Below are 26527 nucleotides of genomic sequence, written 5' to 3'. Positions count from 1 at the left end.
GTAACGAGCATGTCGAACGACCCCCGCGAAACCGCCCGCGCCGCCGAGGCCCAGGCCGCGCTCGATCGCGTCAAGCGCGACAGCGAGAGCCTGCTCGGTTCCTCCATGGGCCGCGCCGCCGAGCATTTTTCCGGCGGCGATGCACCTGACGGCGACAAGATCGAGCTCTGGGGCCGGCGCATCGGCCGGTCCCTGTCGCTGCTTGGCGTGATCGCGCTGGCCTATTGGCTCGGCCACCAATTGAAGATCTGGTGATGGGAAGCGTGCCTTCAGTCTCGGCCACGGCCAGTGCGAGCGCTCACGCGCAAGCAACCACGAATCTCGTCTGGGATGGTGCGAAAGCGCCTTCCATCGCCGAGTTCGAGGTCTTGGCACAGGCGGCGTTCGACCATTTGCCGGATGCATTCCGCGCGCTCTGCAGCGATGTCGTTTTCAATGTCACAGAGTTCCCCGAGGACGAGGTGCTGAAGGAGCTCGAGGCCGAAAGCCCCTTCGACATCCTCGGCCTGTTCAGCGGCATCGGCCTGCCGCAGCAGGGCTATGCCCCGCAGACCGGCCAGATGCCCAACACCATCCATCTCTACCGCCGTCCGATCCTCGACTACTGGGCCGAGAACGACGAGAGCCTGGGTGCGATCGTCACCCATGTGCTGGTCCACGAGATCGGCCATCATTTCGGCTTTTCCGATGAAGACATGGAAGCCATCGAAGCCGAGGCGGAGCGCTAGACGATGCAGCGGAGCACTGGACGATGATCGACGATCTGATCCGTCACCTGCCTGATCTGGCGCTGGTCTATTCGGCCTTCTTCCTGGCCGTCGCCAGCCCCGGCCCGAGCAACCTCGTCGTCATGGCGACCTCGATGGAACGTGGCCGGGACGCTGGCGCCATACTGGCGCTCGGCGTCACCGCCGGCTCGCTGACCTGGGGAATCCTGGCCGCGATCGGTGTCAGCGGCCTGGTCGTGGCCCATCCAGGAGCGCTTTACACCATCAAGATCGTCGGCGGGGTCTATCTGCTGTTCCTGGCCTGGCGTTCGGCGCGCTCGGCCATGCGGGTCGAGATGCCGCCGCCGAAAGCCGCCATCTCGGGACGCCGCAGCTTCCTGCGTGGCTACCTCATGCACCTGACCAACCCCAAGGCGATCCTGAGCTGGACGGCGATCATCGCGCTGGGATTGCGCCCCGATACGCCGCCGGTCGTGCTCTACGCCATCATTATCGGCTGCATGCTGATCTCACTGGGGATCAACCAGTTCTACGCGGTGCTGTTCTCGACCGCCTCGATGATCTCCGGCTATCGCCGGATCCGCCGCCGCGCGGAAGCCTGTCTCGCCGCCTTCTTCACCTTCGCCAGCTTCAAGCTGCTGACCTCGCAGCTTTAATCACTGCCAGAAAGACCCATCGGAGTTCCCGCCATGCAGCCCTTCACCACGCTGACCTCCACGCCCGCCCCGTTGAAGGTGATCAATGTCGACACCGACATGATCATCCCCAAGCAGTACCTCAAGACGATCAAGCGCACCGGGCTCGGCACCGCCCTGTTCGCCGAGATGCGCTACAAGGAGGACGGCTCGGAGAACCCCGATTTCGTGCTGAACCAGCCGGCTTATCGCAAGTCGGAGATCCTGGTCGCCGGCGACAATTTCGGCTGCGGCTCGTCGCGCGAGCATGCGCCCTGGGCCCTGCTCGATTTCGGCATCCGCTGCGTGATTTCGACGTCCTTCGCCGACATTTTCTACAATAACTGCTTCAAGAACGGCATCTTGCCGATCGTGGTCAGCCCGGAGGATCTGGAAAAGCTGTTCGACGACGCCGATCGCGGCTCGAACGCGACACTGACGGTCGATCTCGAAAAGCAGGAGATCAAGGGCCCCGACGGCGGCACGGTGAAGTTCGACCTCGACCCGTTCCGTAAGCACTGCCTGATCAACGGCCTCGACGATATCGGCCTGACCATGGAGAAGGCCACGAAGATCCAGGCTTTCGAGGAAAAGCTCGCCAAGCGCGAATGGGCTTGAGCGACAGCGTCATTCTCGGGCGCCGCGAAGAGGCGACCCGAGAATCTCCTGAACGAGATGCTCGGGTCTGCGCTTCGCTTGCCCGAGCATGACGATCCGCCCTACCCCACCAGCCCCCGCATCGGCGCAAGCTCGCCGGTGCCCGGGAACACCCTCTCCGCCAGCACCGGCCCCGAGAGCCCGAACAGCTCCGACACCACGCCCTTGGCCACGCCCCGGATGTCCGTCGTCGGCTTGAGATCGCGCTTCTCGTAGAGCTGCTCGGGCTTCAGGCCCGGCCAGTCCACGACCATCCGCCCACCCTTGACCGCGCCACCGACAAGGAAGGCGATCGTGCCGGTGCCGTGGTCGGTGCCGACCGTGCCGTTGACCTTCGCGGTGCGGCCGAACTCGGTGACGACCATCACCACCGTATCCTTCCAGACCGGCTTGAGACCCTGCTCGAAGGCAGCTAGCGCGCCGTCGAGCCCGCCGAGCAGTTGCGCGAGACGCCCCTTGGCGCCGCCCTCATTGGCATGCGTATCCCAGCCCTCGAAGGCGAGCGCGGCGATGCGCGGCCCGTCATCGGCGCCGACCAGCCCCGCCGCGCCCTCGGCGATGCGCTTCATGCCCTCAGTGCTGTCGGGCCCGCCGCCGCCGCGCATGTCGCCATTCATGCTGCTGCGCAGCGCAATGCCCTCGGTCTCGATCGCCTGCGAGAGCGCGCGCGCCAGTCCGGGATCGCGCTGGCCGTAGAGATCGGACAGGCGCTGCATCAGGTCGGGCCCCGCGCGCGCCATGCGCGGCGGTGACCAGCCCAGGATCGGCGCCGAGCCGCGCACCACCAAAGGCGGCACCACGCCGACGCCGAGCACGCCATGGCGCGACACCGTCTCGCCAGGCGGCAGGCTCGCGATCAAGCGATTGAGCCAGCCGCTGTCGGTGTGGCCGGGACCGGCCTGCCCGCTTTCGAGCACGTCCTGCCCGTCGAAATGCGAGCGCTCGCGATAGCCCGTCGCCGCCGCATGCACGATCGAAGCCTGGCCGGCCCCATAGAGCCGCGCCAGGTTCGGCATGGCGGGATGCAGGTAGAAGAAGCCGTCGAGCGGCAAGGCGGCGTCGGGACCGTCCTTGGTCAGAGCGATGCCCTCGCGCAAACCGGCATAGTCGGGATCGCCGATCGGCGGCACGGCCGAGAGGCCGTCAAGCGCGCCGCGCAGCACCACGAGCAGGAAGCGCGGATCACGGCTGCCCGCCGCCGCATAGGCGAATTTCGGCACGAAGGACCAGGCGAAGAGCGCCCCCGCCGCGCCCAGAACCGCCCGCCGCGAGGGCGTCATCGCTTCGCAATCGTCGTCGAGATCCGCCTTGGAGTGATCAGTCATGGGGCTCACCTCCGCTGGAACTCGGGCGACATCAACAGCAGCGCCAGCGCCTGCGGCTTGCTTTCCGCCCGCGCCACGGTCTGGCGGGTCTCGGGCGAGGCGAGCGGGCCAAGAATATCCTCGGTCAGCGCGCGGGGATCGGGCACGCTGCCGGCCGCCTGCCGGCCCCAGCCGGCGGCGACGTCGATGCGGGTCTTGATGCCTTCGGCCGAAGCCCAGGCGGCGTTGGTGTCGGGATAGCCATTGGGTCCCGACGGCTGCCAGAAAGGCTGCCCCATCACGCCGAGAGGTCCGAGAATCTGGCCGGGATCGGCCTTGCGGCCAAGCGCGCGATAGCTTGCGATCAAGAACTCCTGCGGCGAGCGGATCTTGCTCGGCTCGGCATTCCAGGCCGCGTTCGATTCGAGCAGCGCGCGCGAGACGGCGGCGAGATCGCCTTGTGTCCGACGAAATACCTCCGACAGCGAAGCGACCAAAGCGGGCGGCGGCTCGTCGGCCACGAAATGCCGTGCCAGCTTCAGAGCGATGAAATCGGCGGTGGCGGGGTGGTGCGCGAGGTCGGTCAAGGCCGCCTGCCCCTGGGCCTTGCCGGGTTGGGCATAGTCCTTACCCAGCAAGGGCTGCACCCCGGGCTCGTGCAATCCGATATTGAAGGCGAAGGAGCCGGGAAAACCCAGCACCGCCTCGCGCCCGACCATCGTCCAGCCCGTGATGATGCGCGCGAGATTGGTGACGTCGGCCTGGGAATAGCCGCCATGGACGCCGAGCGTGTGCAGTTCGAGGATTTCGCGCGCCTGGTTCTCGTTCAGGCCCCGCCCGCGTCGTTTGCCGGCCGGCGAGCCCGGCCCGATCGAGAGCCGGTTATCCAGGAAATCGAGCATGGCCGGATGGCTCTCGGCCGCGACCAGCATCTCCTCGAAACGGCCGAAGACATGGGGCCTGATGGCCTCGCGCTCATAGGCGCCCGCCATGCTGCGCCCGATATTGCTCTTGGTCGCAGCGATGCAGAAATGGTTCGACCAGAACTGCACCAAGCGCTCGGTAAAGCCGCTCTCGGCATCGAGCGCGAGCTGGACCCGGGCGACAACCTCGTCGCGATAGGTCTTGAACGGCAGCGGCGGCTCGTTGGCAGGCTTGGCCGGCTGCGCCATCTGGTTTTGCGGAGCAGCCGGTGCCTGCGGGGCAACTGGGGCTTGCGGGTTCGGCGCGGCTTGCGGATTTGGCGGCGCGGCGGCAACCTGCATCGCCTGCGCCTGCCCGGCGATGCGCTTCGCCTCGCGCTCCATGCGCTCCCTGTCCTCGAAGGCGAAAAGCGCGTTGCCAATCTCGGCTGCGCCCGAGAAAGGTGGGTTCAACGGCTGTGCGACGACGCCGCGCGCGACCTCGGCCAGCATGCTCTCGCGCGCCGCGTCACGCTGATCGCGCGGCTGCCCCGGCCTTGCGCCGAGGCCGAAACGCTGGAGCCCGATGCCACTGGTGCGGCTGTCGTCCGGGGTCGCCATGCATGCATCTCCGATCGGGATTCGACCGAAACATCACAATACAGGGTCGATGCAAATAATGGCGAAAAACCGAAAGACATCGCGCCATTTGATGGCGATAGCGACAGCTGGCTTCTCATCCGCCAGTTGGTGAAGCGAAACATGAAAAGGGCCGCCATCCCCTACGAGGCGGCGGCCCTCTGGAATGGCCAGGTCAGGTCGTCCCGGACTTACGACGCCGGAAGCGCCGCGACATCACGCACAGGCGCGTTCAGCCCGGTAACCTGTCCAACCATCGCGGCCTTGCCAGTGGCGAGATCGACCTTGTGCAGGGCGCCATCTGCCAGCAACCAGCCGATATTGCTTCCATCCGCCGCCGTCTCGATGTCGAAGGCGATGGATTTCGGCATCACACCGAGCTTGCCGACCGCTCCGAGCACGCCATCATTCGGCGGCGCCTGCTTGATCAGGCCGCCGATCTTGGCGTCGATGTCGTAGAGCGTCGTCTCCTTGGCGCCCTTCACCGCGTTGATGTAGGCGCCGGCGACGATCATCGGCGCCTCGCCCTTATGCATGTCGGCATCGGCGAATTTCAGCTTGCCATCGACCGTGGTCTTGCCGTCATCGACATTGACGCGGAGATTGGTGCCGTCCGAGCCGATGACGCGCATGCGGTCGGCGACCGGGTTGAAATCGACGGTGGCCATGGCGCCCGCCGAAAGCACGGTGTCCATCTTGGATTTCATCGTCGCCTTGCCGGCAGCATCGACCGTGTAGATCGTGCCGTCGATCGTCAGCGCATAGAGCATGCCGTCCGCGGGACGCACGTCGATGCCGGCGATCTTGCCGGTGATGCCACTGACCTTCATCGATTTGCCGGCCTTCAGGGTCGCAGTGTCGATCATCGTCAGGGTGTCGTCGCCGCTGAGCGCGGCCAGCATGCCGGCCTGGGCAGCCAGCGGCGCGACAAGGGATGCACCAAGAATCGTCGAAGCAATCAGCGCAAGGCGGGTGTTGCGGTCCATGCCGTTATCCTCCGGTTGTCTGTTTCGGTGCCGCCGGCCTCTGTCGAGCCGCAGCACTCGGATGCGGCAACGCTGCGTTCCCGCTTGCGGATGCGGCAGGAAAAATAAAGAATCCCGCTGCATCCGCGGCAGCCCGAGACGTGTAACAACAGGCTGGCCGGCAGGGCGTTGCGCCAGCAGGGGAGACCGGGATGGCGAGCGACGCCACGCTGACGGCAAAGGCTACAGAGATCGAATCCGCGCTGCGCGCCTGCGCTTCCGGCGATAAATCGGCGCTCCGGCGCATCTACGACGCCGAGTCCGCGCGTATGCTGGGTGTGGCGCTGCGTTTGCTGAAGCGTCGCGCATTGGCCGAGGAGGCGGTGCAGGACGCCTTTGTCCTGATCTGGCGGCATGCGGCGCGGTTCGATCCCGAGCGCGGCGGCGGCCTGACCTGGATCTACGCGATCCTGCGCAACCGCTCGCTCTCGATCCTGCGTGACGAGAAGCGCACCGAAACGCGTGAAGAACCTGTCGCCGAGGAGATGGCGAGCGAAGAGGACGATCCCGAGACCGTCATGTCGAAGCTGTCGGACGCCAAAGCGCTGCGCACCTGCCTCGAGACGCTGCCGCCGCAGCGGCGCGGCATCGTGCTGCTCGCCTTCGTCCAGGGCCTGACCCATGGCGAGATCGCCGGCAGGTTGAACATGCCGATCGGCACGGTGAAATCCTGGATCAGGCGCTCGCTGATCTCGCTGAAGGAGTGTCTCGGATGAGCCTCTCCACCGACATCAACCTGACACCCAATGAGCGCGCGGCCCAGGCCGGCGAATATGTCCTCGGCTTGCTCGAAGGGGCCGATCGCGTCGCCTTCGAACAGCAGCTCGAAGGCGATGCCGAGCTCGCCGCTGCCGTTGAAAGCTGGCGCCGCCATTTCGCCGGCATCGACGCAACAGCAACCCCGCTTGCCCCCTCGCCTGCCCTATGGGGCCGGATCGAAGCCGAACTGGCGACACTGACTGAGAACGCAGCCCCGGCACGAGCCGCGACGACAGCCCAACGCAAGGCCGCCCCCTCCGCCGGCAGCCGCCTGTCGGCCTGGTGGAACAGCCTCTTCATCTGGCGCGGCGCGGCCTTTGCCGGTGCGCTGGCGGCCATCCTGCTCGCCATCGGCCTCAACGGGGCGCTCGACCGGGCCAGGCGCCAGCCGGTCATGGTGGCCGTGCTGCTGACCGAGGCCAGCGTCGCTGCGGCCGTGGTCAACACCTTCGCCGATGGCCGCGTCGAGATGGTGCCGCTGCAGGCGATCCATGTACCGGAGGGCAAGGCGCTCGAAATCTGGACGCTCTGGGACCGTGCGGTTGGGCCGCGCTCGGTCGGGCTGATCGAGCGCGCCCGCGCAACGAGCCTGAGGCTCGACCAGCTCCCGCTCGGCAAGGATCAGCTCTTCGAGATCACGCTGGAGCCGGCGACAGGCTCGCCGACCGGCCGCCCGACCGGGCCGATCGTGGCGAAGGGGACGACGGCGCAGGCGTTGTGAGACACGAAGCTACCTTCAGAATAACTCTGACCGCTGCGAAGGTCAGATTTCGCCCCTTAGCGGTCATCCACCGTGAGGGCGCAACCGCTGGCCGATCGAGCCGACGAACATCAATGCAACTTTTTCGTCTTCGCTCAAAAGCGCGTTTCCTCCTGCCCTCAAGCGGTTGTCCAGGGAACGGAGCGTCAGATCAATGGCTGGTGGCAGTTCGGGAATGATGACAGGAACATCCTTCATCTCACTGTCGCCAAGCGTCCAACTAAGAAGGCTACTTTTCCGGTCTAGTGACCATCTTCCGCCAGTCAACATCCGGCGACCGCTCGCCTCATAGCCAGAGACTTGCTCGACAAGGCAGACCAGAACGGCGGACGCGGCGACCCCAACGATGATGTCGCCCGGCTCAACTGTGATGTCATATCTCATCCCGCACACAGCCCTCTTCCTGTCGGCACGTGTCCGCTTCCCACCCAAAGCAGACCTCGCCTGTTACCTTCCAGCTGCTCTACATCACCACCGTGATCGTCTCCGCCGCCCGGGTCAGCCCGGTATAGAGCCACCGCGCCCGGTGCTCGCGGAAGGCGAAGCTTTCGTCGAACAGGACGATGTCGTCCCATTGCGAGCCTTGCGCCTTATGGACGGTCAGCGCGTAGCCGAAGGTGAATTCGTCGGTGTGCTTGCGCAACTCCCAGGGCACCTCGTCCTCGGTGCCGTCGAAGAAATTCGGCAAAACCGAAACCTTGACGGGCTTGCCGCCGGTGTCGTCCTCGGGCGTCACCCGCATGGTGACGAGCCCTTTCTTCGAGGTCTTCAGCTCCTGCACGATCCATGAGCCGCCATTGAGCAGGCCCTTGCTCTTGTCGTTACGCAGGCAGACCAGCTTCTCGCCGGCGACGGGAACCGTTTCGGTGCGCCCCATCAGCTGGCGCATGCGGGCATTGTAGTTGCGCCGCGTCTTGTTCATGCCGACCAGCACCTGGTCGGCGCCGAGCACGATCTCGGGCGTCACCTCATCGCGCCGGATGACGCGGCTCTGGCCGTAATCGCCGACATCGAGCCGGCCGCCCTCGCGGATGATCATCGACATCCGCACGATCGGATTATCGGCCGCCTGCCGATGCACCTCGGTCAGCATCACATCGGGCTCGACCTCGGTGAAGAAGCCGCCGCCCTTGACCGGGGGGAGCTGCGCCGGATCGCCCAGCACCAGCACCGGCGTGCCGAAGGAGAGCAGGTCCTTGCCGAGATCCTCGTCCACCATCGAGCACTCGTCGATGATGATCAGCTTGGCCTTGGCTGCAACGCTCTCCCGGTTGAGCACGAAGGTCGGGCTCTCCTCCTCGACGCCACGCGAGCGGTAGATCAATGAATGGATCGTCTGCGCGCCGACGCAACCCTTGTTGCGCAGGACGAGCGCGGCCTTGCCGGTGAAGGCGGCGAAGACGACATCGCCGTCGACGGCCTCGGCGATATGGCGCGCCAAGGTGGTCTTGCCCGTGCCGGCATAGCCGAACATCCGGAAAAGCTGCGGCTCGCCGGCCTGGAGCCAGCGCGCGACCGCGGTAAGCGCGGCATCCTGTTGCGGCGACCAGTTCATCGGCGGGAAAATGGATGGGTCCGGATCATGCCGCACAACGCCGCGAGTCGCGCCGGAATGGCAAGCGCGACCTCCATCGTCCCTGACAACCTCTAAGCCGCGCGCAGGCGGCGGACGAACTCCTCGGCCTCGCCTTGCAGCGCCGCGATGCGGGCGTCGAGGTCGCGGGCGCCGGCCGCGCCCATATCGGCCTGGGCGACCGATTGCGCGTTGGCCATGGCGATCTCGGCCATGGCGCCGGCGGCCGCACCGGTGACGGAGGAGATCCGCGCGACCGTGTCGCCGAGCGAGCCGAGAAGTTCGGCATGCGAACCGACCATGGTCGATATCTCGGTGCTGGTCTGCTCGACCGCGCCGACGCTGGCGACGATGCCCGAGACCGCCTGGGCCGCGTCCGACAAGGCGCTGTTGACCATGCCGATGCGACGCACGATCCGCGCGGTCGCGTCGGCGGTCTGGCCGGCGAGCGCCTTGACCTCGCTGGCGACCACGGCAAAGCCGCGCCCATGCACGCCGGCGCGCGCCGCCTCGATCGTCGCGTTCAGCGCCAGCAGATTGGTCTGCCGCGCGATCGCCTCGATGAGGCCGACGACATCGCGGATCTGGGCCGCGTTCTCGGTCAGGCGGCCGACTAGATGGACGGCGCCTGCCGCGTCCCGGTTCGCCACTGAGGCCGTCTGCGAAACCCGGCCGACCTCGCTGTTGATCTGCCCGACGACATGTTCGAGCCGCAAGGCCGCCTCGGTGATGCCGCGCGCATCGGCGCCCGCCCCCTCGACCGCGGTCGCCGCTGTGCCCGAGGCCGCCGAGACCTGCTGGGCACGCACGGCCGCATCCTGCAACGCGCTGTGCAGCACCTCGCTGAGCCCCACGATATCGGCCAGCAGGACGCCGATCCTGTCCTCGAAGGCCTCGGCGATCCGGCCGAGTTCCTGCGTGCGTGCGCCCGCATGCGAATGTGCGAGATCGGCCTCGGCCTCGCGCGTCACCAGCGTGGTGCGGACCTCGCTCAATGTCCGCACCGTGCGGGCAAGCTGGCCGATCTCGTCGCGTCGCTGCACATGCGGCACCGCGATGACCTGCGATGAGGAGGTCGCGACGCCGATCGCCGCCATCAGTTCACGCAAGGGCCGCGTCAGATGGGTGCGCAGCAGATAGATCGCCAGCAAGGCCCCGCCGAGCGGCAGGCACAGCGCGATCACGATCGTGCGCAGGCGCAGCGCCTGGGCCAGCGCGCCCGCTTGCGCCGCGCTGATCTGCGCACGCTTGTCGAGGTCGTCGGTGAGCTTCGAGGTGACGGAGATGATCTGGCGGACGTTCTCGCGGGCCGCATCGGCGCTCGCTTCGAGCAAGGCTGCCTTGGGCGAGATACGCCGGCCAATATCGACGATGTCCTTCTTGAAGGCGATGAAGGTGTGGATGTTCGGGTCGAGTGTCGCGTTGGCCTGGCGGATCGCGTCCGGCAAGGCCGAGAGCAGGCTCGCCCGCGCGGCATCGACAAGTTCGACGGCGCCGTCCAGCGTATCGAGCGCCGCCTCGACGGAGCGCGGGCTTGCCGTCTCGTCGAACTGGCTGAGCAAGGAGGCATTCGCCACCCGGTTCGAGAGCAAGGCGGCCTTGTTTGCCAGCGCCAGGCTGGTGAAAGCCTGCCGGTCGATCTCGCGCACCTCGTCGAGGCCCTTCACCGCGCTGAACAGGCCAAGCCCAGCAGCGACGCCGAGCAGCGCGAACAGCAGCGTGATCTTCGCCGTCAAACCCACTCGCCGCATCGCCAAAGCCACTCTCGCCAGATTGGCGCGAGGTTTCGCAGAGGCGGACGAACGAGCGGTTAACAGAGCGCAGCTAAATCAAATAATATCAATTATTTAGCCAGTTATCGACCTTTGCGCGGAGCGGCCTCCTCGCAGCAGCTTCGTCAGCCCATCAGGCTGTCGAGCCCGCGCCTCAGGCCGGTCTGATCGGAGACGCGACGCGCCGCCAGCAAGGTCCCGCCGACATAAGGCGCAGCCGAGGTGCCGGCATCGTGGCGGATCACCAGGCGCTCATCGGGCAGCCCGAACACCGCCTCGCAGGAGAGCACGAAACCCGGCATCCGCACCGAATGGACCTGCACCGGATGGGGCGCGCCGATCGCGCCGCCACGCGTCTCGCGGACGCCGCCGAGCTCGGATACCGGCTTGGAGGTCGCGGCCATGCGCTCGGCCCCGAGCGTCTCGGCCAGTTCGCGCCCGGTGCCGGACGGCGTGTCGGGCTTGGAGGGCGAGGCGTAATCGATGATCTCGACATCAGGGACATATTTGACCGCCTCGCGGGCGAAGCGGCGCAGCAATGTCGCGGTGATCGAGAAATTGCCGGCGGCGAGCACGCCGACGCCCGCCGCCTTCGCGGCCGCATCGATCACGGCATAATCCTCGCCCGTCATGCCGGATGCACCGACGACGACATGGCGTCCGGCCGCGACCGCAGCGAGCACATTGCCCTTCACGCTGTCGGGCTTGGTGTAGTCGATCACCACATCGCAGGGCACACGCAGCGCTTCAGTCATGCTGGCGAACACCGGCAGTCCATTGGCTGGGAGCCCCGCCGCCTCGCCGAGATCGCGTCCCGCCGCCTTGCGCGAGACGCCAGCGACCAATTCGAGATCGGGCGCGGCCATGATCGCCGCGACGAGCGCCTTGCCGACCCAGCCGGTGCAGCCGGCGAGCGTGATGCGGATCATGGATAGCTCCTTATGAGGGGGAACCGCAGGCTTGAGCGAATCCAGGGCGTGACTATCGTCGCTCCATCGCCCGAGGCAAGGGAGCGCGGCCATGTTCGTTAGGGTCAATGGCATCAGGCTCTATGTCGACGTCGAGGGGGCGGGTCTGGTGCCCGACGGCCCGCGCATGCGGCCAAAGCCGACGCTGATCCTGCTGCATGGCGGCCCCGGCGCGGATCACAGCCTCTATAAGCCCGCCTTCTCCGCGCTGAGCGACATCGCGCAGATCGTCTATTACGACCATCGCGGCTGCGGACGCAGCGAGGACGGTCCGCGCGAAAGCTGGACGCTCGCGCAATGGGGCGATGACGTGAAAGGCCTCTGCGATGCGCTCGGCATCGAAAAGCCCATCGTGCTCGGCACCTCGTTCGGCGGCTTCGTGGCCCAGTCCTACGCCACGCGGCATCTGGAGCACCCCGCCAAGCTGATCCTGATCTCGACAGCCGCGAAAGTCGATTTTTCGGCTATCTACGCAGCTTTCGAGCGGATCGGCGGTCCCAGAGCCAGCCGAGCCGCGCAGGACTATTGGTCGGCTCCGTCGCCAGAAACCCGCGCGCCCTATACCGAGATCTGCCTGCCGCTCTACACCCCCCGGGCGCGTGGGCCCGCCGAGTGGGTGCCACGGCTCATCTCCCGAAACGAAACGGGTATCTGGTTCAACGGCGCGAACAACGAACAGGGGCGCTTTGATTTTCGCGCGGCGCTGGCCGATCTGAATTCCCCGGTCCTGGTCATGGGCGGAGAAGACGATCCGATCATGCCGATCGCCTTCAGCGAAACGATCGCGGCCAGCCTTCCACCCGAACATCTCCGTTTCGAGCGTTTCGCGGGCTGCGGCCATGGCATCGTCCCAGACGATCCCGAACGGGCCCTCGCCGTGCTGCGGAACTTCATTCTCGCCGGCGCCTGAGAAGGCGTCATAGGACCAGGCGCATCAGCGGCCGGCCTTCCTTCTGCCGCGCGACCTCGCTGAAGCCCGCCCGCAGGAAGACGCGTTCGGCTCCGACATAAAGCCCTTCGCTGCTGCGCTTGAATTCGTGATCCATTGGTGCGGCCTCGAGCAGCCGCGCGCCGCTGTCACGCGCGAAGCTGATCGCTCCGTCGAGCAGGTCGGCGGTCACGCCCTTGCCGCGAAAGCCCTTGCGCACGAAAAAGCAGGAGGCTGCCCAGTTGCGCTCATCCTCGGCTGGCGCGTCCGCCAGCGGCGTCGAGGCCCGGCGCGGGTTGTTCCATTCGGGAATATGGGCGCGCGGGCCGACCTGCAGCCAGCCGACAGCCATGTCGCCCTCGAAAGCGAGGACGCCAGGCGGCGGCCCCTTTCGCACCCGCTCCTCGAACAGCAGCCGCGCGCCCTCGCCGAGCAGGGGCATGCGCTGCTTCTGCGGCATGCGGAAATGATTGCACCAGCAGCCATAGCAGGGCCCCTTGGGACCGAAGAGATCTTCGAGATCGGGCCAGCGCTCCGGCGTCAACGGAACGACTTTGAAACCGGGCTCACCCATTCCAACCTCCCTTCCCTCCTGCACATCGCAAAGCTAGACTCGCATGACGGGGCGGCAGAGCAAGAGCCGGTCCCATCGGAGACCGCCCGCCATGTCGCTCGAACTCTACGCCGCCTATCTCGTTGCCTGTCTCGTCATCATCATCGTGCCCGGCCCGACCGTCACGCTGATCATCGCCAACAGCCTCAAGCACGGTACCCGCGCCGGGCTCCAGAATGTGGCGGGAACGCAAGCCGGCCTCGCGATCATGATCGGCATCGTCGGCATCGGCCTGAGCTCGGTCATCGCGGCGATGGGCCATTGGTTCGATTGGCTGCGCCTTGCCGGCGCGGCCTATCTGATCTGGCTCGGTTGGAAGATGTTCCGCGCGGCCGGCGGCAGTGAGGACGGCACAGAGCCGGCACGCGCCCCTCGCGGCGGCTTTTTCCTGCAGGGCGTGCTGGTCGCGCTCAGCAACCCGAAGACGCTGCTTTTCTTCGGCGCCTTCTTCCCGCAGTTCCTCGACCCGGCTCGCGACCATCTCACCCAGATCGCGATCATGGGCGCAACCGCCATGCTCTTCGCCGCGATCAGCGACAGCGCCTACGCCCTGCTCTCCAGCCGGGCCGGACGCCTGCTCTCGCAGAAGCGCATCCGGCTGCTGTCCAAGGTCAGCGGCGGTTTCCTGATCGGTGGCGGCCTCTGGCTCGCCTCGTCGCGCGCGAGCTGAGCGGCGGCGAGCGGCACCCTCACCAGGGAATCGCCTCGCCCGTCCAGTTCCGGAAGCTGTTGGTCTCGGCCATGCCCGAGGCATCGATCGTGCGGATCAGGCTGGAGGCGCTTTCAGCCGGCGTGATGTCGGCCGCGCCGCCGCCCATATCGGTCTGGACCCAGCCCGGGTGGAACAGGAGCACGCTGACATCGCGCTCGCGGATGGCGTTGCCGAACACGACCATGGCCATGTTCACCGCCGTCTTTGAGGAGCGATAGATCAGCGAGCCCGACGGATTGCTGCCGATCGAGCCCATGCGGCTCGAAATGGTCGCGATCTTGCGGCCGGCCCCGGCTTCGACATTGGGCAGGAAGGCCTGCGCCACCCGCAAGGGCGCATAGACATTGACCTCGAAGACCTCGCGCCAGGCGTCGAAATCGACGCTCAGCCCGGTCTGCTTGTCACGCGGACCATAGAGGCCGGCATTGTTCACCAGCACATCGAGTGGCTGGTCGCCGAGCGCGGCCTTCGCCGCTGCAACGCTCTCGTTGGAGGTGACGTCGAGCTCGAGCGGGATCAGCGTCGATGTGTGCTCGGCCGCGAGTTCCGCCAGCGCCCCGCCCCAGGGATTGCGCGCCGCCGCCACGACATGGTCGCCACGGCGCAGCAATTCCATCGTGATGGCAAGGCCGATGCCGCGATTGGCGCCAGTGATCATCCAAGTCTGCGGCATCGGGTGTCTCCGTGGTGGTCTCTGCAGTTAGAGGCTGTCAGGGACTGTAGCCTTGCTGCCGCTTCTTTCCAGTCTGATGGTTCGCTGCCCATCGCAGGTGAGAGGATGACCCAATGACCCAACAGCAGATTCGCTTCGATGACGGAGCTGCCTACGAGCAGATGATGGGCAAATGGAGCCGGCTCGCCGGCGACGTCTTCCTCGATTGGCTCGGCCCGGCCCAGGGCCTGCGCTGGGTCGATGTGGGTTGCGGTAACGGCGCTTCGACCCAGCTGATCTTCGATCGCTGCGCGCCCGCCGTGCTGAAAGGCATCGATCCATCGCCCGGGCAGCTGGCTTTCGCGCATACGCGGCCCGTCGCCGCTCTGGCGGAGTTTACGCTTGGCGACGCCATGGCGCTGCCGTTTCCGACCGGGGATTTCGATGCCGCCATCATGGCGCTGGTGATCTTCTTCGTTCCCGACCCGGCCAAAGGCGTCGCGGAAATGGTCCGGGTCGTAAGCCCCGGCGGGCTGGTCGCGGCTTATGCCTGGGACATTCCCGGCGGCGGCTTCCCGCTCGAGCCGATCCAGGCGGAGATGAGGGCCTTCGGGATCGAGCCGCTGCGTCCGCCGCAAGCCGACATCGCGCGGATCGACGCCCTGGCGCAGCTCTGGATGGAAGCCGGCCTGATCAATGTCGAGACGCGCGAGATCGTAGTGCAACGCGACTTTGCCGATTTCAACGAGTTCTGGAGGATCTGCCTGCTCAGCTCGGCGATCAGTGGCGCGATCGCCGCAATGGCGCCCGACGATGTCGCGCTCCTGAAGGAGCGGGTCAAGGCGCGCCTGACCGCCGGGCACGACGGTCAGGTCTCCTATGTCGCGCGGGCCAATGCCGTGAAAGGCACGACTCCAGCCCACCCATGAGCAGGCGCAACGCATCGTCCCCCGGCACGGCAAGACGCGGGCAATGCCTCACCCCTTCGGCGTGCCATATCCCCCGGCGGTCGGCGTGATCACCGTCACCGCCTCGCCGGCCTGCAGCAGCGTCTGGTCGGAGGGCTTCAGCTCCTCGACCGCGCCCGACAGCCTGCGCACCGTCGTCTTGCCCAATTGCCCGGCCTCACCACCTTTCACGCCGAAGGGGCGGACCTTGCGATGCGAGGCGAGGATGGCGCAGTCCATGGTCTTGCGGAAGCGGATGGTGCGGCTGGTGCCGTCGCCGGCGCTCCACTGCCCCTTGCCGCCGGAGCCGGCGCGGATGTGGAAATCCTCCAGCACGACCGGGAAGCGCGTCTCCAGGATTTCCGGATCGGTCAGGCGCGAGTTCGTCATATGGACATGCACGCCCGAGGTGCCGTTGAAACCTGGGCCAGCAGGCGAGCCCGAGCAGATCGTCTCGTAATACTGGTACTCGTCATTGCCGAAAGTGAGGTTGTTCATCGTGCCCTGCGAGGCCGACATCGCCTCCAGCGCCCCGAACAATGTGTTCGTCACCGCCTGGCTGACCTCGACATTGCCCGCCACCACGGCGGCCGGATAACGCGGCGAGAGCATCGACCCCTCCGGGATGATGATCCTGATCGGCCTGAGGCAGCCGGCATTCATCGGGATCGCGTCGTCGACCATGACGCGGAAGACATAGAGCACGGCAGCGCGCGTCACCGGCGCCGGCGCGTTGAAATTGTCGCCGCGCTGCTCCGAGGTGCCGGTGAAGTCGACCGTCGCCTCGCGCTTTTCGCGATCGATCGTGACCTTGACCTTGATCGCGCAGCCCTGGTCCATCGGATAGGTGAACTCGGCGTCGTGGAGCTTGGTCAAAAGCCGCGCCACGCTCTCGGCCGCATTGTCCTGGACATGGCCCATATAGGCCTGGACCACGTCGAGCCCGAAGGAAGCGATCATCTTCCTGAGCTCCGCCACGCCCTTCTCATTGGCCGCGATCTGGGCCTTCAGATCGTTGACGTTCTGGACGACGTTGCGGACGGGGTAGCGCGCGCCGGTCAGGAGCTTGACGAGATCATCCTCGCAGAAGCGGCCCTGATCGACGATCTTGAAATTGTCGATATAGACGCCCTCCTCCTCGATATGCGTCGCCAGCGGCGACATCGAACCAGGCGCCACGCCGCCGACATCGGCATGATGGCCGCGGCTCGCCACCCAGAACAGGATCTCCTGCTCCGCCTCGTCGAAGACCGGCGTGCAGACGGTGATGTCGGGCAGATGCGTTCCGCCGTTGTAAGGCGCGTTCAGGCAATAGACGTCGCCCGGCTTGATCACCGGGTTGTTCTTGATGACGGTCTCGACCGACTTGTCCATCGAACCGAGATGCACCGGCATGTGAGGCGCATTGGCGACGAGAGAGGCGGTGGTGTCGAAGACGGCGCAGGAGAAGTCGAGCCGTTCCTTGATGTTCACGGAATAGGCCGTGTTCTGCAGCGTCACGCCCATCTGCTCGGCGATCGACATGAACAGGTTGTTGAAGATCTCCAGCATCACCGGGTCGGCCCTGGTGCCGATCGCGGCGTTCTGGACCAGCGCCTTCGAGCGCACCAGCACGAGATGGTCCTTGGCCGTGAGCTTGGCCGACCAGCCCGCCTCGACCACGACGGTCTGGTTCGGCTCGATGATGATGGCCGGCCCCGCAATCTGCTGACCGGGCGACATCGCCTCACGGCGCACGATCGCCGCCTCATGCCACTGCCCCTTCGAGAAGAGGCGAGTGCACTCGGCTGCCGCCGGCTCGCCGGCGCTCTCGGGCGACGACGCCTCCTCGAACTTCGCCCCGCCGCCGACGGCCTCGACCTCGACCGCCTCGACGACCAGCGCCTTGCTCTCGTCCATGAAGCCGAAGCGCGCCTTATGCGCGAGCTGGAAAGCTTGCCTCATCTCGGCGCGGGTGTCGGCCGCAACGGCGATCGCCGTGTCGGTGCCGGCATAGCGGATATGGGCTCTGGTGTGGATGGCGATTGCCTCAGTGGGCACGCCCTGCCCCGTCAGCTCGGAGCGGGTCTCGGCCGCGAGCTTGTCGGCAACCCCTGCGATGGCGGCCTTCGCCCCATCGTCGAGCGGCACATCGAGCGCCGCCGTACGCGTCGAGCGGATTTCGGCGAGCCCCATGCCATAGGCGGAGAGCAGGCCGGAGAACGGATGCAGCAGCACGGTCTTGATGCCCAGCGCATCGGCCACCAGGCAGGCATGCTGCCCGCCGGCGCCACCGAAGGAGTTCAGCGCATAGCGGGTGATGTCGTAGCCGCGCTGGACGGAGATCTTCTTGATCGCCTCGGCCATGTTGGCGACCGCGATCTGGATGAAGCCGTCGGCGACCTCCTCAGGCGAGCGGCCATCGCCGACCTCGGCCGCGAGCGCCGCGAACTTCGCCTTGACGGTTTCGACATCGAGCGGCTGATCGCGTTTCTCGCCGAAGATCGACGGGAAATAGGCCGGGATCAGCTTGCCGACCATGACATTCGCGTCGGTCACCGCGAGCGGCCCGCCGCGGTGATAGGCGGCCGGCCCCGGATTGGCGCCAGCGGAATCGGGCCCGACGCGGAAACGCGCGCCGTCATAATGCAGGATCGAGCCGCCGCCGGCCGCAACCGTATGGATCAGCATCATCGGCGCGCGCATGCGCACGCCGGCAACCTCGGTCTCGAAGGCGCGCTCATATTCGCCGTCGAAATGGGCGACATCGGTCGAGGTGCCGCCCATGTCGAAGCCGATGACCTTGTCGAAGCCGGCCGAGCGGCCGGTCTCGGCAAGGCCGACGACGCCACCGGCCGGGCCGGAGAGGATTGCGTCCTTGCCCTGGAACAGCTCCGCGGCAGTGAGGCCGCCCGAGGACATCATGAACATCAACCGCGCGCCGGTGCGGGCGATGTCGAGTTCCTCCGAGACCTGCGCGACATAGCGGCCCAGGATCGGCGAGAGATAGGCATCGACCACCGCCGTATCGCCGCGCCCGACCAGCTTGATCAGGGGGGAGACCTCATGGCTCACCGAAACCTGCGGGAAGCCGATCTCGCGGGCGATGCGGGCCGCGACCTGCTCATGGGCGGGATAGCGATAGGCATGCATGAAGACGATCGCGACGGCGCGGAAGCCGGCATCGAACTGCGCCTGAAGCGCGGCACGGATCGCGGCCTCGTCGGGCGCGCGCTCGACCTCGCCATCGGCCAGCACGCGCTCGTCGATCTCGGCCACGGCGTCATAGAGCTGCTCGGGCTTGATGATCTCCTTGGCGAAGATGTCGGGCCGCGCCTGGTAGCCAATCCGCAGCGCATCGCGGAAACCCTTGGTGATGACCAGCAGCGTGCGGTCGCCCTTGCGCTCGAGCAGCGCGTTGGTGGCGACCGTGGTGCCCATCCGCACCTCGTCGATCAGCCCGGCAGGGATCGGCTCCCCCGTCTTCAGCCCAAGATGGTCGCGGATGCCCTGCACGGCCGCATCGCGATAGGCGCCCGGATTCTCCGAGAGCAGCTTCCTGGCGTGAAGCTTGCCTGAGGGATCGCGGCCGATCACATCGGTGAAGGTGCCGCCACGGTCGATCCAGAAGTCCCAGCGACCCGTCGTCATGTGAAGCCTCCCTCGGCGCGAACAAGCGGGCGAGAGGCCCGATGACGTTTCATCGATAAATTGTCGATGAAACGTTGACAAGCAGGATTCGGCGGCTACGATCCCAATTGTGACCGGAACATGGCTGAGGGGCCAGGCGGTCGCCTTAAGAGTGGAGGATGCGATGACAGGCTCAATCCTGGCAATGGGCCGCGCTTGGCGCGCGCCTGCGACGGGGTCTCGTTCATGATCCGCCGTGCGCTCGATGCCCTCTATCTTGCCGCCGGCTATGCCGCGGGCTTCTTCCTCGTCTCGATCTTCGTCTTGATGATGCTTTTGTCGGTCGGCCGCGAGATCAACTTCAACGTGCCCTCGGGCGACGATTTCGCCGGCTGGTCTCTGGTGGCTATGGCCTTCCTCGGCCTGGCGCACACTTTCAAGCGCGGCGAGATGATCCGGGTCGGGCTGCTGCTCGAGCGGCTGCATGGCCCTGCAAAGCGCGCCGCCGAGCTGTTCTCGCTGACGATCGCCACGCTCTTCATTGGTTACTTCACCTTCCAGGCAGGCAAACTCGCTCATGATTCCTGGCAGTATTTCGACATGTCGACCGGCGTGGTCTCCGTCCCGCTCTGGATTCCACAGATGGGCCTGGTCGCGGGCCTCGCTATCCTGCTCGTCGCAATCGTCGACGAGCTGGTGATTGTTCTGCGTCGAGGCAAACCGACCTATGAGGCCGAACCGCCCCAAACGACCGAGGAATTGATCGAGCGCATCGCGCAGGGCGGGGGCGTCTGAAACATGACTTTGCCCGTTCTTTCGATCGTCCTGCTCGGCTTCCTCGTCGCCATTCTGGCGAGCGGCGTCTGGATCGCCGTCGGCCTCGGTCTCGTCGGATTGCTGTCGATGGTCCTCGTCACCGATGTGCCGATCGGCCAGGTGCTTGCGACCACCGTCTGGAGTGCCTCCAGCTCATGGACGCTTGCGGCGCTGCCGCTCTTCATCTGGATGGGTGAGATCCTGTTCCGGACGCGCCTGTCGGAGCAGATGTTCCAGGGTCTCTCGCCTTGGCTGCAATGGCTCCCCGGCCGTCTGATCCACACCAACATCATCGGTTGCGGCATCTTCGCCGCCGTCTCCGGCTCCTCTGCCGCGACCTGCGCGACCATCGGCAAGATCGCCCTGCCCGAACTCAAGAAACGCGGCTACGACGAGAGCATCAGCATCGGCACGCTGGCGGGCTCCGGCACGCTCGGCCTGCTGATTCCGCCGTCGATCCCGATGGTGGTCTATGCGGTCACCGCCAACGTCTCCGTGCTGCAGGTCTTCCTTGGCGGCTTCCTGCCCGGACTGCTCGTGATGGCGCTCTATATGGGCTACGTCATGATCTGGTCCTGGCTGAACCCGGACAAGGTTCCTCCGCGCGATCCTCCGATGACTTTCGTCGCCAAGCTGCGCCAATCGGCCAAGCTCGCGCCCTGCCTGCTGCTGATCGCGGCGGTGTTCCTGTCGCTCGTCCTCGGCTTCGCGACCGCAACCGAATGTGCGGCATGGGGCGTGACTGGCGCGCTCTTCCTGGCCTGGTGGAGCGGCACGCTGACCCGGGAGACACTGTTCGAAAGCATCATGAGCGCAACGCGGCTCACCTGCATGATCATGCTGATCCTTGCAGGCGCGGCCTTCTGCACGGCGGCAATGGCCTATACCGGTATCCCGGCGGCGCTCGCCGACTGGGTCAAGGGCCAGTCGCTCTCGCCCCACATGCTCGTGCTGGCGCTGACCTGCATGTACATCATCCTGGGCTGCCTGATCGACGGCATCTCGATGATCGTGCTTACCGCCGTGATCGTCCTGCCGATGGTCAAGGAAGCCGGCTTCGACCTGGTCTGGTTCGGCGTCTATCTCGTCATCCATGTTGAAATGGCGCAGATCACCCCACCAGTCGGCTTCAACCTGTTCGTGCTGCAGAACATGAGCGGCAAGGACACCATGACGATTGCGAAAGCGGCCTTTCCGTTCTTCCTTCTGCTCAACGTCGCCGTCATCATCATCACGACCTTCCCGCAGATCGTGCTCTATCTGCCGAAACTCGCCTTCCCGGACTGACAGGCCATCACAAACAAACAACAGAGAGGGAATGACATCATGATCAACCGCAGAACCCTGACCACCGCAGCTTTCGCCTTCGGCGTCAGCGCACTTGCCTTCGCGGCCCCCGCCGCAGCTCAGACCAAGTGGAACCTGCCGGGCGCCTACCCGTCCGACAATCCCCATAGCGAGAACCTCTCGCTGTTCGCCAAGGAGGTCGAGGCGGCAACGTCAGGCAAGCTCGTCATCACCGTCCACCCCAACGCCTCGCTGTTCAAGGCGCCCGAGATCAAGCGCGCCGTCGCCAGCGGCCAGACCCAGATGGGCGAGGTGCTGATGTCGATCCATGAGAACGAGGACCCGATCTTCGGTATCGACGTCGTACCGTTCCTGGCGACGAGCTTTGCCGACTCGCTGAAGCTCTACAAAGCCTCGAAGGCTGCGGTCGAGAAGAAGCTCGACGCCCAGGGCATCAAGCTCCTGTTCATGGTCCCCTGGGCGCCGCAGGGCGTCTACACCAAGAAAGACATCAACACGGTCGAGGACATGAAGGGGCTGAAATGGCGCTCCTACAATGTCGGCACAGCCCGCCTCGGCGAGCTGCTCGGCATGCAGTCCGTCACGATCCAGGCGGCAGAGCTGCCCCAGGCGCTGGCGACGGGCGTCGTCAATTCCTTCATGTCCTCGGGCGGCACCGGCTATGATTCCAAGGCCTGGGAGTCGCTGACGCATTTCTATGACGTCCAGGCCTGGATCCCGAAGGACGCCACCTTCGTCAACAAGGCCGCCTTCGCCGCCTTGGACAAGGCGACCCAGGATGCGATCCTCAAGGCCGCCGCCACCGCCGAAGCCCGCGGCTGGAAGATGTGGGAAGAGAAGGCCGGCTGGTATCTCGACCAGCTCAAGGCCAAGGGCATGAAGGTGCAACAACCCTCGCCGGAACTCGCCGCCGGCTTCAAGAAGGCTGGCGACACGCTAACCGCCGACTGGCTGAAGAAGGCCGGCACCGATGGCCAGGCGATCGTCGACGCTTACAAGAAGATGTGAGGCCGTCATCCGGCCATGTAGGCGAACCGCAACGGAGAACCCCTCTCCTGTAAGGAGAGGGGCAGGGGTGAGGTGTAGGCCCCTGGACCAGTCAAACGCCCGCCCACAATGGCAGCGATTTGGTCACAGTAAGCGCATCCAACGGCCGCCCCCTCACCCTGCCCTCTCACTGAACTCGGGCTGCCCGAGTTCAGCACTCAAAGTGTCGAAGTCGGATAGACCCGACTTCGATGCGGGAGAGGGTTCCCCGCACCTCATTCGGGTTGCGATATGTCGACTTCACCACCCTCCCCCGACGACCTCGGACCCATCGTCTCCTCCGGTCACCTCGCCTCGGGCGCGCTGCCGGCGCTGTCGGAGTTCGAGTTCGCCATGAACATGACGGCGCACGCCTTCCAGCGCTGGATGGTGCGCGCTATGGCGGCGACCGGCCTGGCTGATCTGTCGCCGCTTGACGTGCTGGTGCTGCATAACGTCAACCATCGCGCCAAGCCCAAGCGCCTCGCCGATATCTGCCTCGTCCTCAATATCGAGGACACGCATCTGGTGAATTACTCGCTCAAGAAGCTCGAGCGCCTCAAGCTCCTGAAGAGCGGCCGCAAGGGCAAGGAAAAGACCGTCCAGGTCACCCAGGCCGGCGAGGACGCCTGCAAGCGCTACGCCCAGATCCGCGAGCAGCTCCTGGTCAAGTCGGTACTCGGCACCGGCCTGGATCCGGCGCGCCTCTCCGAGATCGCCGCCGCGATGCGCTCGCTCTCGGGCCATTACGACCAGGCGGCGCGGGCAGCGGCAAGCCTGTAGAGCGCCTTTCCCTTCTCCCCTGGCGGGAGAAGGTGGCGCGCAGCGCCGGATGAGGGGGCGCCGTGCCCCGTCCGGTTGGCGTCGTGTTCGGCTAGATGGAAAGCTCACAGCGCCCCCTCATCCGTCAGCGCTTCGCGCTGCCACCTTCCCCCGCCTGGGGGGAAGGAACAGGCGCACACCGAAAACCTCGGCCGGCAGCTCGCCGCAAGGGTTTCGGATCAGCCTTTGTTCGTATCCAAGGAGATGCGCGGGGCCGCGTGGCGTCACAGGCGCTGCTGCATGCCGATACGCCCGTTCAGACAACGATTTCAGACAGACGCCTCGGCCGGCTCTGACATCGTCACCCGGTTCTTTACACTGGGGCGCTCCTGCATCCTTGCGTACCAGGCTTGAAGCGCCTCGCACTCCGCAGGCACTGGAAGCTCCACGAGCCCCGCGAAGATCAAGCCGCCGGTGAGCGTGATGTCGGCCATCGAAAAAACCTCCCCGGCGACAAACGGCTGTGTTTTCAGAATGCCATCGAAATAGCGCATGCCCTTCAGGGCTTTGTCACGCTGACGGAATCCCCACTCGGCGTTCTGATAAACCTCGACATCGGGTCCAAGCCCCGGTGTGGCGTGGTGGAAGTAAACACTGATGGCGTCGAGCAACTCCAGCTCGGCGCGCTTGCTCATCATATGGATCAAGCCCTTTTCGCGCGGTGTTCTGCCGGTGAGCGTGGGAGCGCCATCAAGCGCGTCAAGGTATTCGGTGATGGCGGTGCACTCGGCAATGAAGGTCCCGTCCTCGAGTTCGAGCACCGGCAACGTGCCTGAGTAGTTCTTGGCGAGGAACCCGAGCGTCTTGTGCTTGCCTTTCCAGAGATCGACCGACACGAACCGGACGCGCGATTGCAGGGCTTTCTCGGCCAAAGCGATACGGACGCGGGCGGGATAAGGCCCGGTGGGCCAATCGTAAATCTTCATCGCCACTTCCTTTTGTCTACCTGCCACTTGGTAGACAAAACCTAGAGCTTCACACTTCCCCGGTCAACGCCTATCTGTCACTTGGTAGGTTGGTGCCCCCCAAGCGGTGAGGTAGCGGAATGAGTTCGAGCTCTCGGGAGGCCATCCTGGCGGCCGCCAGAAGGACTGCACAGGCGCATGGCTACGGCGGCTTGAATTTCCGTGAACTCGCGGAAGATGTGGGCATCAAAGCCGCAAGCATCCATTATCATTTCCCGAGCAAGGCCGATCTCGGCGCGGCGGTAGCGCGGCGCTATTGGGAGGACACAGCGGCTGGTCTGGAGGCCATGCTGGCCGAAACTTCGGATCCGCTCCGCTGCCTGCGTCAATATCCCGATATTTTTCGCAAGGCGCTCGAGAATGATAACCGCATCTGCCTCTGCAGCTTCATGGCCGCCGAATATGACGGTCTTCCGGAAGCCGTGAAAAACGAGGTCCGGACCTTTGCCGACGTCAATGTGGCATGGTTGAGCAGGGCCCTGTCGGCTGCTGCCATCGTCGGATCCGAGGAGAGCGAAGGGAGGGCCCGCGCCATCTTCGCCGCAATCGTCGGCGCTCAGCTGATTGCGAGAAGCCGCTCGGATCTTTCGCTCTATGACGCGCTGATCGACAGCTATCGCGTGGCAGGGCTTCTGCCGGCGTAGATGGCACGATCTTCCATAGCTAGAGCGTTTTCGAGCGAAGTGGACACCGGTTCGCGAGAAGCGGCTTCGCGAGTGGGAAGCGTGGGTTCCCACTCGCGACTACACTCGGCGAATCGGATCGCCGCCGCGTCCGTAGGAAACGACGATGGTGAATGACGCGCACACCAAGAGGATTTTCAGAAAGACGCCAGACTCAGCCGCTATGGCGGCAGAGGTCCAGCGCGCGATGACGATTACCTCTGTCCTCAACCGCCTGCCATATGGCGACGCCGATCAGGTCAGGGCCTTGTTCAGCGATCTCGTCGGAACGCCGATGGACGACAGCTTCGTTCTCATACCGCCCTTCTATGCGACGGGCGGGACGAATACCCGCATCGGGCGGAACGTCTTCGTCAATCAGAACTGCACCTTCTACGATCTCGGCGGGATAGAGATCGCCGACGATGTGATGATCGGGCCCAACGTCAGCATCATCACATCCAGCCATCCCATCGAACCCGCCCAACGCCGGAATGGCGTGACCGCAAGTCCTGTCGTGATCGAGAAGAACGTCTGGATCGCGGCCGGGGCGACCATCATCGGCGGTGTTACTGTGGGCGAGAACTCGGTCGTTGCGGCGGGCTCAGTCGTCACCGCAGACGTTCCGCCAAATACCCTCGTCGCTGGCAATCCGGCGCGGGTCATCCGTTCGATCGCCGACTGAGGCCAGAATCCGCAAGGGGCCGCAAGAAGGGGTCGTAAGCCGTCTCTCGCGAGCCCCAAAAAGAAACGAGCCCGGCAATTCGCCGGCCTCGTCTCTTGTGAACTTGGCGGCAGCCTACGCCTCCGCCCCCTTCTGCCGCTCCGCATACTCTGCCTCCAGCGCCTGATGCACCGACCAGAATCCGCCTGGCGGCCGCCCCGTGAGCTGGTCCTCGAGCAGGCCGAGATGCAGGTGCCAGCCGCTGGAGACCATCGCCATCCGGCTCTTGGTGGCGAGTCTGCGGTGGGTCAGGACGAGGCGGACCTTGTCGCCGGCCTGGGACAGCACGAACTCGACGTCGGAGTCGGGATCGCCCATGCCGACCCAGTTGAAGGCGAAGCGGTGCGGCGGCTCCCAGGCTGTGATCGTGCCACCCATCAGCGAACCCTCGTCGTGCATCTTGCGGGCGCCTTCGGGCGGCGTCTCCTTGGTGATCTGCGAATGCTTGAAGAACAGTGCGACATGGCCGCCATCGCGCGGTTCGGCCTCGCCGCCGCAGAACCAGGTCGCGCGCTTGTCGCTCTCGGTCAGATAGGCCCAGACCCGCTCGATCGGGCCCGGCAGCAGCCGCTCGAAGCGCACCGCCCCGCTTTCCAGAACCACGCCATATTCATGTGCCGCTATTTGCATCGCTCTCTCCCTTGGTTGTCTCGGCTTTCGCCAGTTCTTGCTCCAGATCGTCGAGCTTTGGTCCCCAGAAGCCGCGGACCTTGCGCACCCAGGCGTCGAACTCGTCGAGGCCTGCGGGATCGAGCCGGTAGATGCGGCGCTGGCCGCTGACCTCGACCCGAACCAGCCCGGCCTCCTTCAGCACCTTGAGATGCTGCGAGATCGCCGGTGCGCTGACCTTGAACCGCGCCCCGATCTCGCCTGCAGACAGCGCACCTTGCCCCAGCATCTCGACGATGCTGCGGCGTGTCGGCTCGGCGAGGGCGGCGAAACGATCCATGGCCCAATAATTCGTTATTCACTTAATTAAGTC

At 65.6% G+C, this 26527-nt stretch carries 28 protein-coding genes; 15 read left to right on the top strand and 13 right to left on the bottom strand.

The features are described from left to right. Positions 1-9 precede the first annotated feature (9 nt). The 4 genes from ACSQ3P_RS21020 (at position 10) to leuD (ending at position 2020) form a co-directional block, all read left to right on the top strand. Positions 10-255, top strand: a complete 246-nt coding sequence (locus tag ACSQ3P_RS21020; RefSeq protein ID WP_310148310.1) for a hypothetical protein — start codon at positions 10-12, stop codon at positions 253-255. 95 nt (positions 256-350) lie between these two features. After that, on the top strand, positions 351-728 hold the full coding sequence (locus ACSQ3P_RS21015) for a metallopeptidase family protein (protein ID WP_436167521.1): 378 nt from the start codon (positions 351-353) through the stop codon (positions 726-728). Between the two features lie 23 nt (positions 729-751). Further along, complete coding sequence (locus ACSQ3P_RS21010) at positions 752-1384, top strand: LysE family translocator (RefSeq protein ID WP_436167428.1); 633 nt, start codon at positions 752-754, stop codon at positions 1382-1384. A gap of 33 nt (positions 1385-1417) precedes the next feature. Continuing rightward, positions 1418-2020: a 3-isopropylmalate dehydratase small subunit gene (leuD, locus tag ACSQ3P_RS21005; RefSeq protein ID WP_069692725.1), complete on the top strand. Its 603-nt coding sequence runs from the start codon at positions 1418-1420 to the stop codon at positions 2018-2020. Between the two features lie 101 nt (positions 2021-2121). Here leuD and ACSQ3P_RS21000 read toward each other — a convergent pair whose 3' ends face one another. The 3 genes from ACSQ3P_RS21000 to ACSQ3P_RS20990 all read right to left on the bottom strand — a co-directional run bounded on the left by ACSQ3P_RS21000 (position 2122) and on the right by ACSQ3P_RS20990 (position 5890). Next, complete coding sequence (locus tag ACSQ3P_RS21000; RefSeq protein ID WP_436167427.1) at positions 2122-3384, bottom strand: DUF1501 domain-containing protein; 1263 nt, start codon at positions 3382-3384, stop codon at positions 2122-2124. Positions 3385-3389: 5 nt separating this feature from the next. Continuing rightward, a complete protein-coding gene (locus tag ACSQ3P_RS20995) occupies positions 3390-4886 on the bottom strand; it encodes a DUF1800 domain-containing protein (protein ID WP_436167426.1) in 1497 nt (498 codons plus the stop codon). Positions 4887-5095: 209 nt separating this feature from the next. Beyond that, positions 5096-5890, bottom strand: a complete 795-nt coding sequence (locus ACSQ3P_RS20990; RefSeq protein ID WP_436167425.1) for a DUF4394 domain-containing protein — start codon at positions 5888-5890, stop codon at positions 5096-5098. A gap of 191 nt (positions 5891-6081) precedes the next feature. On the opposite strand from ACSQ3P_RS20990, the gene ACSQ3P_RS20985 reads away from it, so the two are divergent. Continuing rightward, entirely contained in the window at positions 6082-6645 is a 564-nt protein-coding gene (locus tag ACSQ3P_RS20985; RefSeq protein WP_436167424.1) for a sigma-70 family RNA polymerase sigma factor, read from the top strand. Continuing rightward, complete coding sequence (locus tag ACSQ3P_RS20980) at positions 6642-7409, top strand: anti-sigma factor (protein ID WP_436167423.1); 768 nt, start codon at positions 6642-6644, stop codon at positions 7407-7409. Before ACSQ3P_RS20985 ends, ACSQ3P_RS20980 begins: the two co-directional genes overlap by 4 nt. A gap of 63 nt (positions 7410-7472) precedes the next feature. Here ACSQ3P_RS20980 and ACSQ3P_RS20975 read toward each other — a convergent pair whose 3' ends face one another. The 4 genes from ACSQ3P_RS20975 to dapB all read right to left on the bottom strand — a co-directional run bounded on the left by ACSQ3P_RS20975 (position 7473) and on the right by dapB (position 11722). Beyond that, positions 7473-7832, bottom strand: coding sequence for a hypothetical protein (locus tag ACSQ3P_RS20975; protein WP_436167422.1), 360 nt, complete (start codon positions 7830-7832; stop codon positions 7473-7475). Between the two features lie 79 nt (positions 7833-7911). Then, the gene (locus tag ACSQ3P_RS20970; RefSeq protein WP_436167421.1) at positions 7912-9003 is read right to left on the bottom strand and encodes an ATP-dependent DNA helicase; all 1092 of its coding nucleotides are present in this window, start codon (positions 9001-9003) and stop codon (positions 7912-7914) included. 92 nt (positions 9004-9095) lie between these two features. Beyond that, positions 9096-10763 (bottom strand): methyl-accepting chemotaxis protein, encoded by a 1668-nt coding sequence (locus ACSQ3P_RS20965; protein WP_436167420.1) that lies wholly within the window; start codon positions 10761-10763, stop codon positions 9096-9098. Positions 10764-10918: 155 nt separating this feature from the next. Beyond that, positions 10919-11722, bottom strand: a complete 804-nt coding sequence (dapB, locus tag ACSQ3P_RS20960; protein WP_436167419.1) for a 4-hydroxy-tetrahydrodipicolinate reductase — start codon at positions 11720-11722, stop codon at positions 10919-10921. Positions 11723-11813: 91 nt separating this feature from the next. Between dapB and ACSQ3P_RS20955 the strand changes: the two genes are divergently transcribed. Next, positions 11814-12671, top strand: coding sequence for an alpha/beta fold hydrolase (locus ACSQ3P_RS20955; protein ID WP_436167418.1), 858 nt, complete (start codon positions 11814-11816; stop codon positions 12669-12671). A 7-nt stretch (positions 12672-12678) separates the two neighbouring features. On the opposite strand, the gene ACSQ3P_RS20950 is transcribed toward ACSQ3P_RS20955, so the two are convergent. Continuing rightward, positions 12679-13263 carry a GNAT family N-acetyltransferase gene (locus ACSQ3P_RS20950; RefSeq protein ID WP_436167417.1) on the bottom strand — a complete coding sequence of 195 codons (585 nt, stop codon included), beginning with the start codon at positions 13261-13263 and terminating at the stop codon, positions 12679-12681. Between the two features lie 91 nt (positions 13264-13354). Between ACSQ3P_RS20950 and ACSQ3P_RS20945 the strand changes: the two genes are divergently transcribed. Next, entirely contained in the window at positions 13355-13972 is a 618-nt protein-coding gene (locus ACSQ3P_RS20945) for a LysE family translocator (protein ID WP_436167416.1), read from the top strand. 19 nt (positions 13973-13991) lie between these two features. Here the strand turns inward: ACSQ3P_RS20945 and ACSQ3P_RS20940 are convergent, their stop codons facing one another. Further along, a complete protein-coding gene (locus tag ACSQ3P_RS20940; RefSeq protein ID WP_436167415.1) occupies positions 13992-14687 on the bottom strand; it encodes an SDR family oxidoreductase in 696 nt (231 codons plus the stop codon). Positions 14688-14800: 113 nt separating this feature from the next. Between ACSQ3P_RS20940 and ACSQ3P_RS20935 the strand changes: the two genes are divergently transcribed. After that, complete coding sequence (locus ACSQ3P_RS20935) at positions 14801-15595, top strand: class I SAM-dependent methyltransferase (protein ID WP_436167414.1); 795 nt, start codon at positions 14801-14803, stop codon at positions 15593-15595. A 48-nt stretch (positions 15596-15643) separates the two neighbouring features. Here ACSQ3P_RS20935 and ACSQ3P_RS20930 read toward each other — a convergent pair whose 3' ends face one another. Continuing rightward, the gene (locus ACSQ3P_RS20930; RefSeq protein WP_436167413.1) at positions 15644-19243 is read right to left on the bottom strand and encodes a hydantoinase B/oxoprolinase family protein; all 3600 of its coding nucleotides are present in this window, start codon (positions 19241-19243) and stop codon (positions 15644-15646) included. A gap of 225 nt (positions 19244-19468) precedes the next feature. On the opposite strand from ACSQ3P_RS20930, the gene ACSQ3P_RS20925 reads away from it, so the two are divergent. From ACSQ3P_RS20925 to ACSQ3P_RS20910, 4 genes are all read left to right on the top strand, one after another. Beyond that, positions 19469-20017 carry a TRAP transporter small permease gene (locus tag ACSQ3P_RS20925; protein WP_436167412.1) on the top strand — a complete coding sequence of 183 codons (549 nt, stop codon included), beginning with the start codon at positions 19469-19471 and terminating at the stop codon, positions 20015-20017. A 3-nt stretch (positions 20018-20020) separates the two neighbouring features. Further along, positions 20021-21325, top strand: a complete 1305-nt coding sequence (locus ACSQ3P_RS20920) for a TRAP transporter large permease (RefSeq protein ID WP_436167411.1) — start codon at positions 20021-20023, stop codon at positions 21323-21325. A gap of 39 nt (positions 21326-21364) precedes the next feature. Further along, entirely contained in the window at positions 21365-22354 is a 990-nt protein-coding gene (locus tag ACSQ3P_RS20915; RefSeq protein ID WP_436167410.1) for a TRAP transporter substrate-binding protein, read from the top strand. A gap of 270 nt (positions 22355-22624) precedes the next feature. Then, positions 22625-23155, top strand: coding sequence for a winged helix DNA-binding protein (locus tag ACSQ3P_RS20910; RefSeq protein ID WP_436167409.1), 531 nt, complete (start codon positions 22625-22627; stop codon positions 23153-23155). Between the two features lie 308 nt (positions 23156-23463). Here the strand turns inward: ACSQ3P_RS20910 and ACSQ3P_RS20905 are convergent, their stop codons facing one another. Continuing rightward, positions 23464-24120: a glutathione S-transferase gene (locus ACSQ3P_RS20905; protein WP_436167408.1), complete on the bottom strand. Its 657-nt coding sequence runs from the start codon at positions 24118-24120 to the stop codon at positions 23464-23466. Positions 24121-24239: 119 nt separating this feature from the next. Here ACSQ3P_RS20905 and ACSQ3P_RS20900 point away from each other — a divergent pair, with 119 nt between their 5' ends. Beyond that, positions 24240-24803, top strand: a complete 564-nt coding sequence (locus tag ACSQ3P_RS20900; RefSeq protein WP_436167407.1) for a TetR/AcrR family transcriptional regulator — start codon at positions 24240-24242, stop codon at positions 24801-24803. A gap of 145 nt (positions 24804-24948) precedes the next feature. Beyond that, complete coding sequence (locus tag ACSQ3P_RS20895; protein WP_436167406.1) at positions 24949-25506, top strand: sugar O-acetyltransferase; 558 nt, start codon at positions 24949-24951, stop codon at positions 25504-25506. Positions 25507-25620: 114 nt separating this feature from the next. Here the strand turns inward: ACSQ3P_RS20895 and ACSQ3P_RS20890 are convergent, their stop codons facing one another. Both ACSQ3P_RS20890 and ACSQ3P_RS20885 read right to left on the bottom strand, forming a co-directional pair. After that, positions 25621-26175, bottom strand: coding sequence for an SRPBCC family protein (locus ACSQ3P_RS20890; RefSeq protein WP_436167405.1), 555 nt, complete (start codon positions 26173-26175; stop codon positions 25621-25623). Continuing rightward, positions 26156-26494 (bottom strand): ArsR/SmtB family transcription factor, encoded by a 339-nt coding sequence (locus ACSQ3P_RS20885; RefSeq protein ID WP_436167404.1) that lies wholly within the window; start codon positions 26492-26494, stop codon positions 26156-26158. The genes ACSQ3P_RS20890 and ACSQ3P_RS20885 overlap by 20 nt, the downstream gene beginning before the upstream one ends. Between the last annotated feature and the right edge of the window lie 33 nt (positions 26495-26527).

The sequence above is a fragment of the Allobosea sp. LjRoot9 genome (assembly GCF_964252745.1).
GTDB lineage: Bacteria > Pseudomonadota > Alphaproteobacteria > Rhizobiales > Beijerinckiaceae > Allobosea.
This window is presented reverse-complemented; position numbering and strand designations above follow the sequence as displayed.

Bases quoted from the DNA above. Each gene is read 5' to 3' on its own strand.
- ACSQ3P_RS20905 (WP_436167408.1), bottom strand. From the start codon at position 24,120: ATGAAGATTTACGATTGGCCCACCGGGCCTTATCCCGCCCGCGTCCGT.
- ACSQ3P_RS20980 (WP_436167423.1), top strand. From the start codon at position 6,642: ATGAGCCTCTCCACCGACATCAACCTGACACCCAATGAGCGCGCGGCC.
- ACSQ3P_RS20945 (WP_436167416.1), top strand. From the start codon at position 13,355: ATGTCGCTCGAACTCTACGCCGCCTATCTCGTTGCCTGTCTCGTCATC.
- ACSQ3P_RS20975 (WP_436167422.1), bottom strand. From the start codon at position 7,832: ATGAGATATGACATCACAGTTGAGCCGGGCGACATCATCGTTGGGGTC.
- ACSQ3P_RS20900 (WP_436167407.1), top strand. From the start codon at position 24,240: ATGAGTTCGAGCTCTCGGGAGGCCATCCTGGCGGCCGCCAGAAGGACT.
- ACSQ3P_RS20970 (WP_436167421.1), bottom strand. From the start codon at position 9,003: ATGAACTGGTCGCCGCAACAGGATGCCGCGCTTACCGCGGTCGCGCGC.
- ACSQ3P_RS20920 (WP_436167411.1), top strand. From the start codon at position 20,021: ATGACTTTGCCCGTTCTTTCGATCGTCCTGCTCGGCTTCCTCGTCGCC.
- ACSQ3P_RS20915 (WP_436167410.1), top strand. From the start codon at position 21,365: ATGATCAACCGCAGAACCCTGACCACCGCAGCTTTCGCCTTCGGCGTC.
- ACSQ3P_RS21000 (WP_436167427.1), bottom strand. From the start codon at position 3,384: ATGACTGATCACTCCAAGGCGGATCTCGACGACGATTGCGAAGCGATG.
- ACSQ3P_RS21020 (WP_310148310.1), top strand. From the start codon at position 10: ATGTCGAACGACCCCCGCGAAACCGCCCGCGCCGCCGAGGCCCAGGCC.
- ACSQ3P_RS20910 (WP_436167409.1), top strand. From the start codon at position 22,625: ATGTCGACTTCACCACCCTCCCCCGACGACCTCGGACCCATCGTCTCC.
- ACSQ3P_RS20890 (WP_436167405.1), bottom strand. From the start codon at position 26,175: ATGCAAATAGCGGCACATGAATATGGCGTGGTTCTGGAAAGCGGGGCG.
- ACSQ3P_RS20990 (WP_436167425.1), bottom strand. From the start codon at position 5,890: ATGGACCGCAACACCCGCCTTGCGCTGATTGCTTCGACGATTCTTGGT.
- ACSQ3P_RS20925 (WP_436167412.1), top strand. From the start codon at position 19,469: ATGATCCGCCGTGCGCTCGATGCCCTCTATCTTGCCGCCGGCTATGCC.
- ACSQ3P_RS20985 (WP_436167424.1), top strand. From the start codon at position 6,082: ATGGCGAGCGACGCCACGCTGACGGCAAAGGCTACAGAGATCGAATCC.
- ACSQ3P_RS20885 (WP_436167404.1), bottom strand. From the start codon at position 26,494: ATGGATCGTTTCGCCGCCCTCGCCGAGCCGACACGCCGCAGCATCGTC.
- ACSQ3P_RS20935 (WP_436167414.1), top strand. From the start codon at position 14,801: ATGACCCAACAGCAGATTCGCTTCGATGACGGAGCTGCCTACGAGCAG.
- ACSQ3P_RS20955 (WP_436167418.1), top strand. From the start codon at position 11,814: ATGTTCGTTAGGGTCAATGGCATCAGGCTCTATGTCGACGTCGAGGGG.
- leuD (WP_069692725.1), top strand. From the start codon at position 1,418: ATGCAGCCCTTCACCACGCTGACCTCCACGCCCGCCCCGTTGAAGGTG.
- dapB (WP_436167419.1), bottom strand. From the start codon at position 11,722: ATGATCCGCATCACGCTCGCCGGCTGCACCGGCTGGGTCGGCAAGGCG.
- ACSQ3P_RS20940 (WP_436167415.1), bottom strand. From the start codon at position 14,687: ATGCCGCAGACTTGGATGATCACTGGCGCCAATCGCGGCATCGGCCTT.
- ACSQ3P_RS20930 (WP_436167413.1), bottom strand. From the start codon at position 19,243: ATGACGACGGGTCGCTGGGACTTCTGGATCGACCGTGGCGGCACCTTC.
- ACSQ3P_RS20895 (WP_436167406.1), top strand. From the start codon at position 24,949: ATGGTGAATGACGCGCACACCAAGAGGATTTTCAGAAAGACGCCAGAC.
- ACSQ3P_RS20995 (WP_436167426.1), bottom strand. From the start codon at position 4,886: ATGGCGACCCCGGACGACAGCCGCACCAGTGGCATCGGGCTCCAGCGT.
- ACSQ3P_RS20950 (WP_436167417.1), bottom strand. From the start codon at position 13,263: ATGGGTGAGCCCGGTTTCAAAGTCGTTCCGTTGACGCCGGAGCGCTGG.
- ACSQ3P_RS21010 (WP_436167428.1), top strand. From the start codon at position 752: ATGATCGACGATCTGATCCGTCACCTGCCTGATCTGGCGCTGGTCTAT.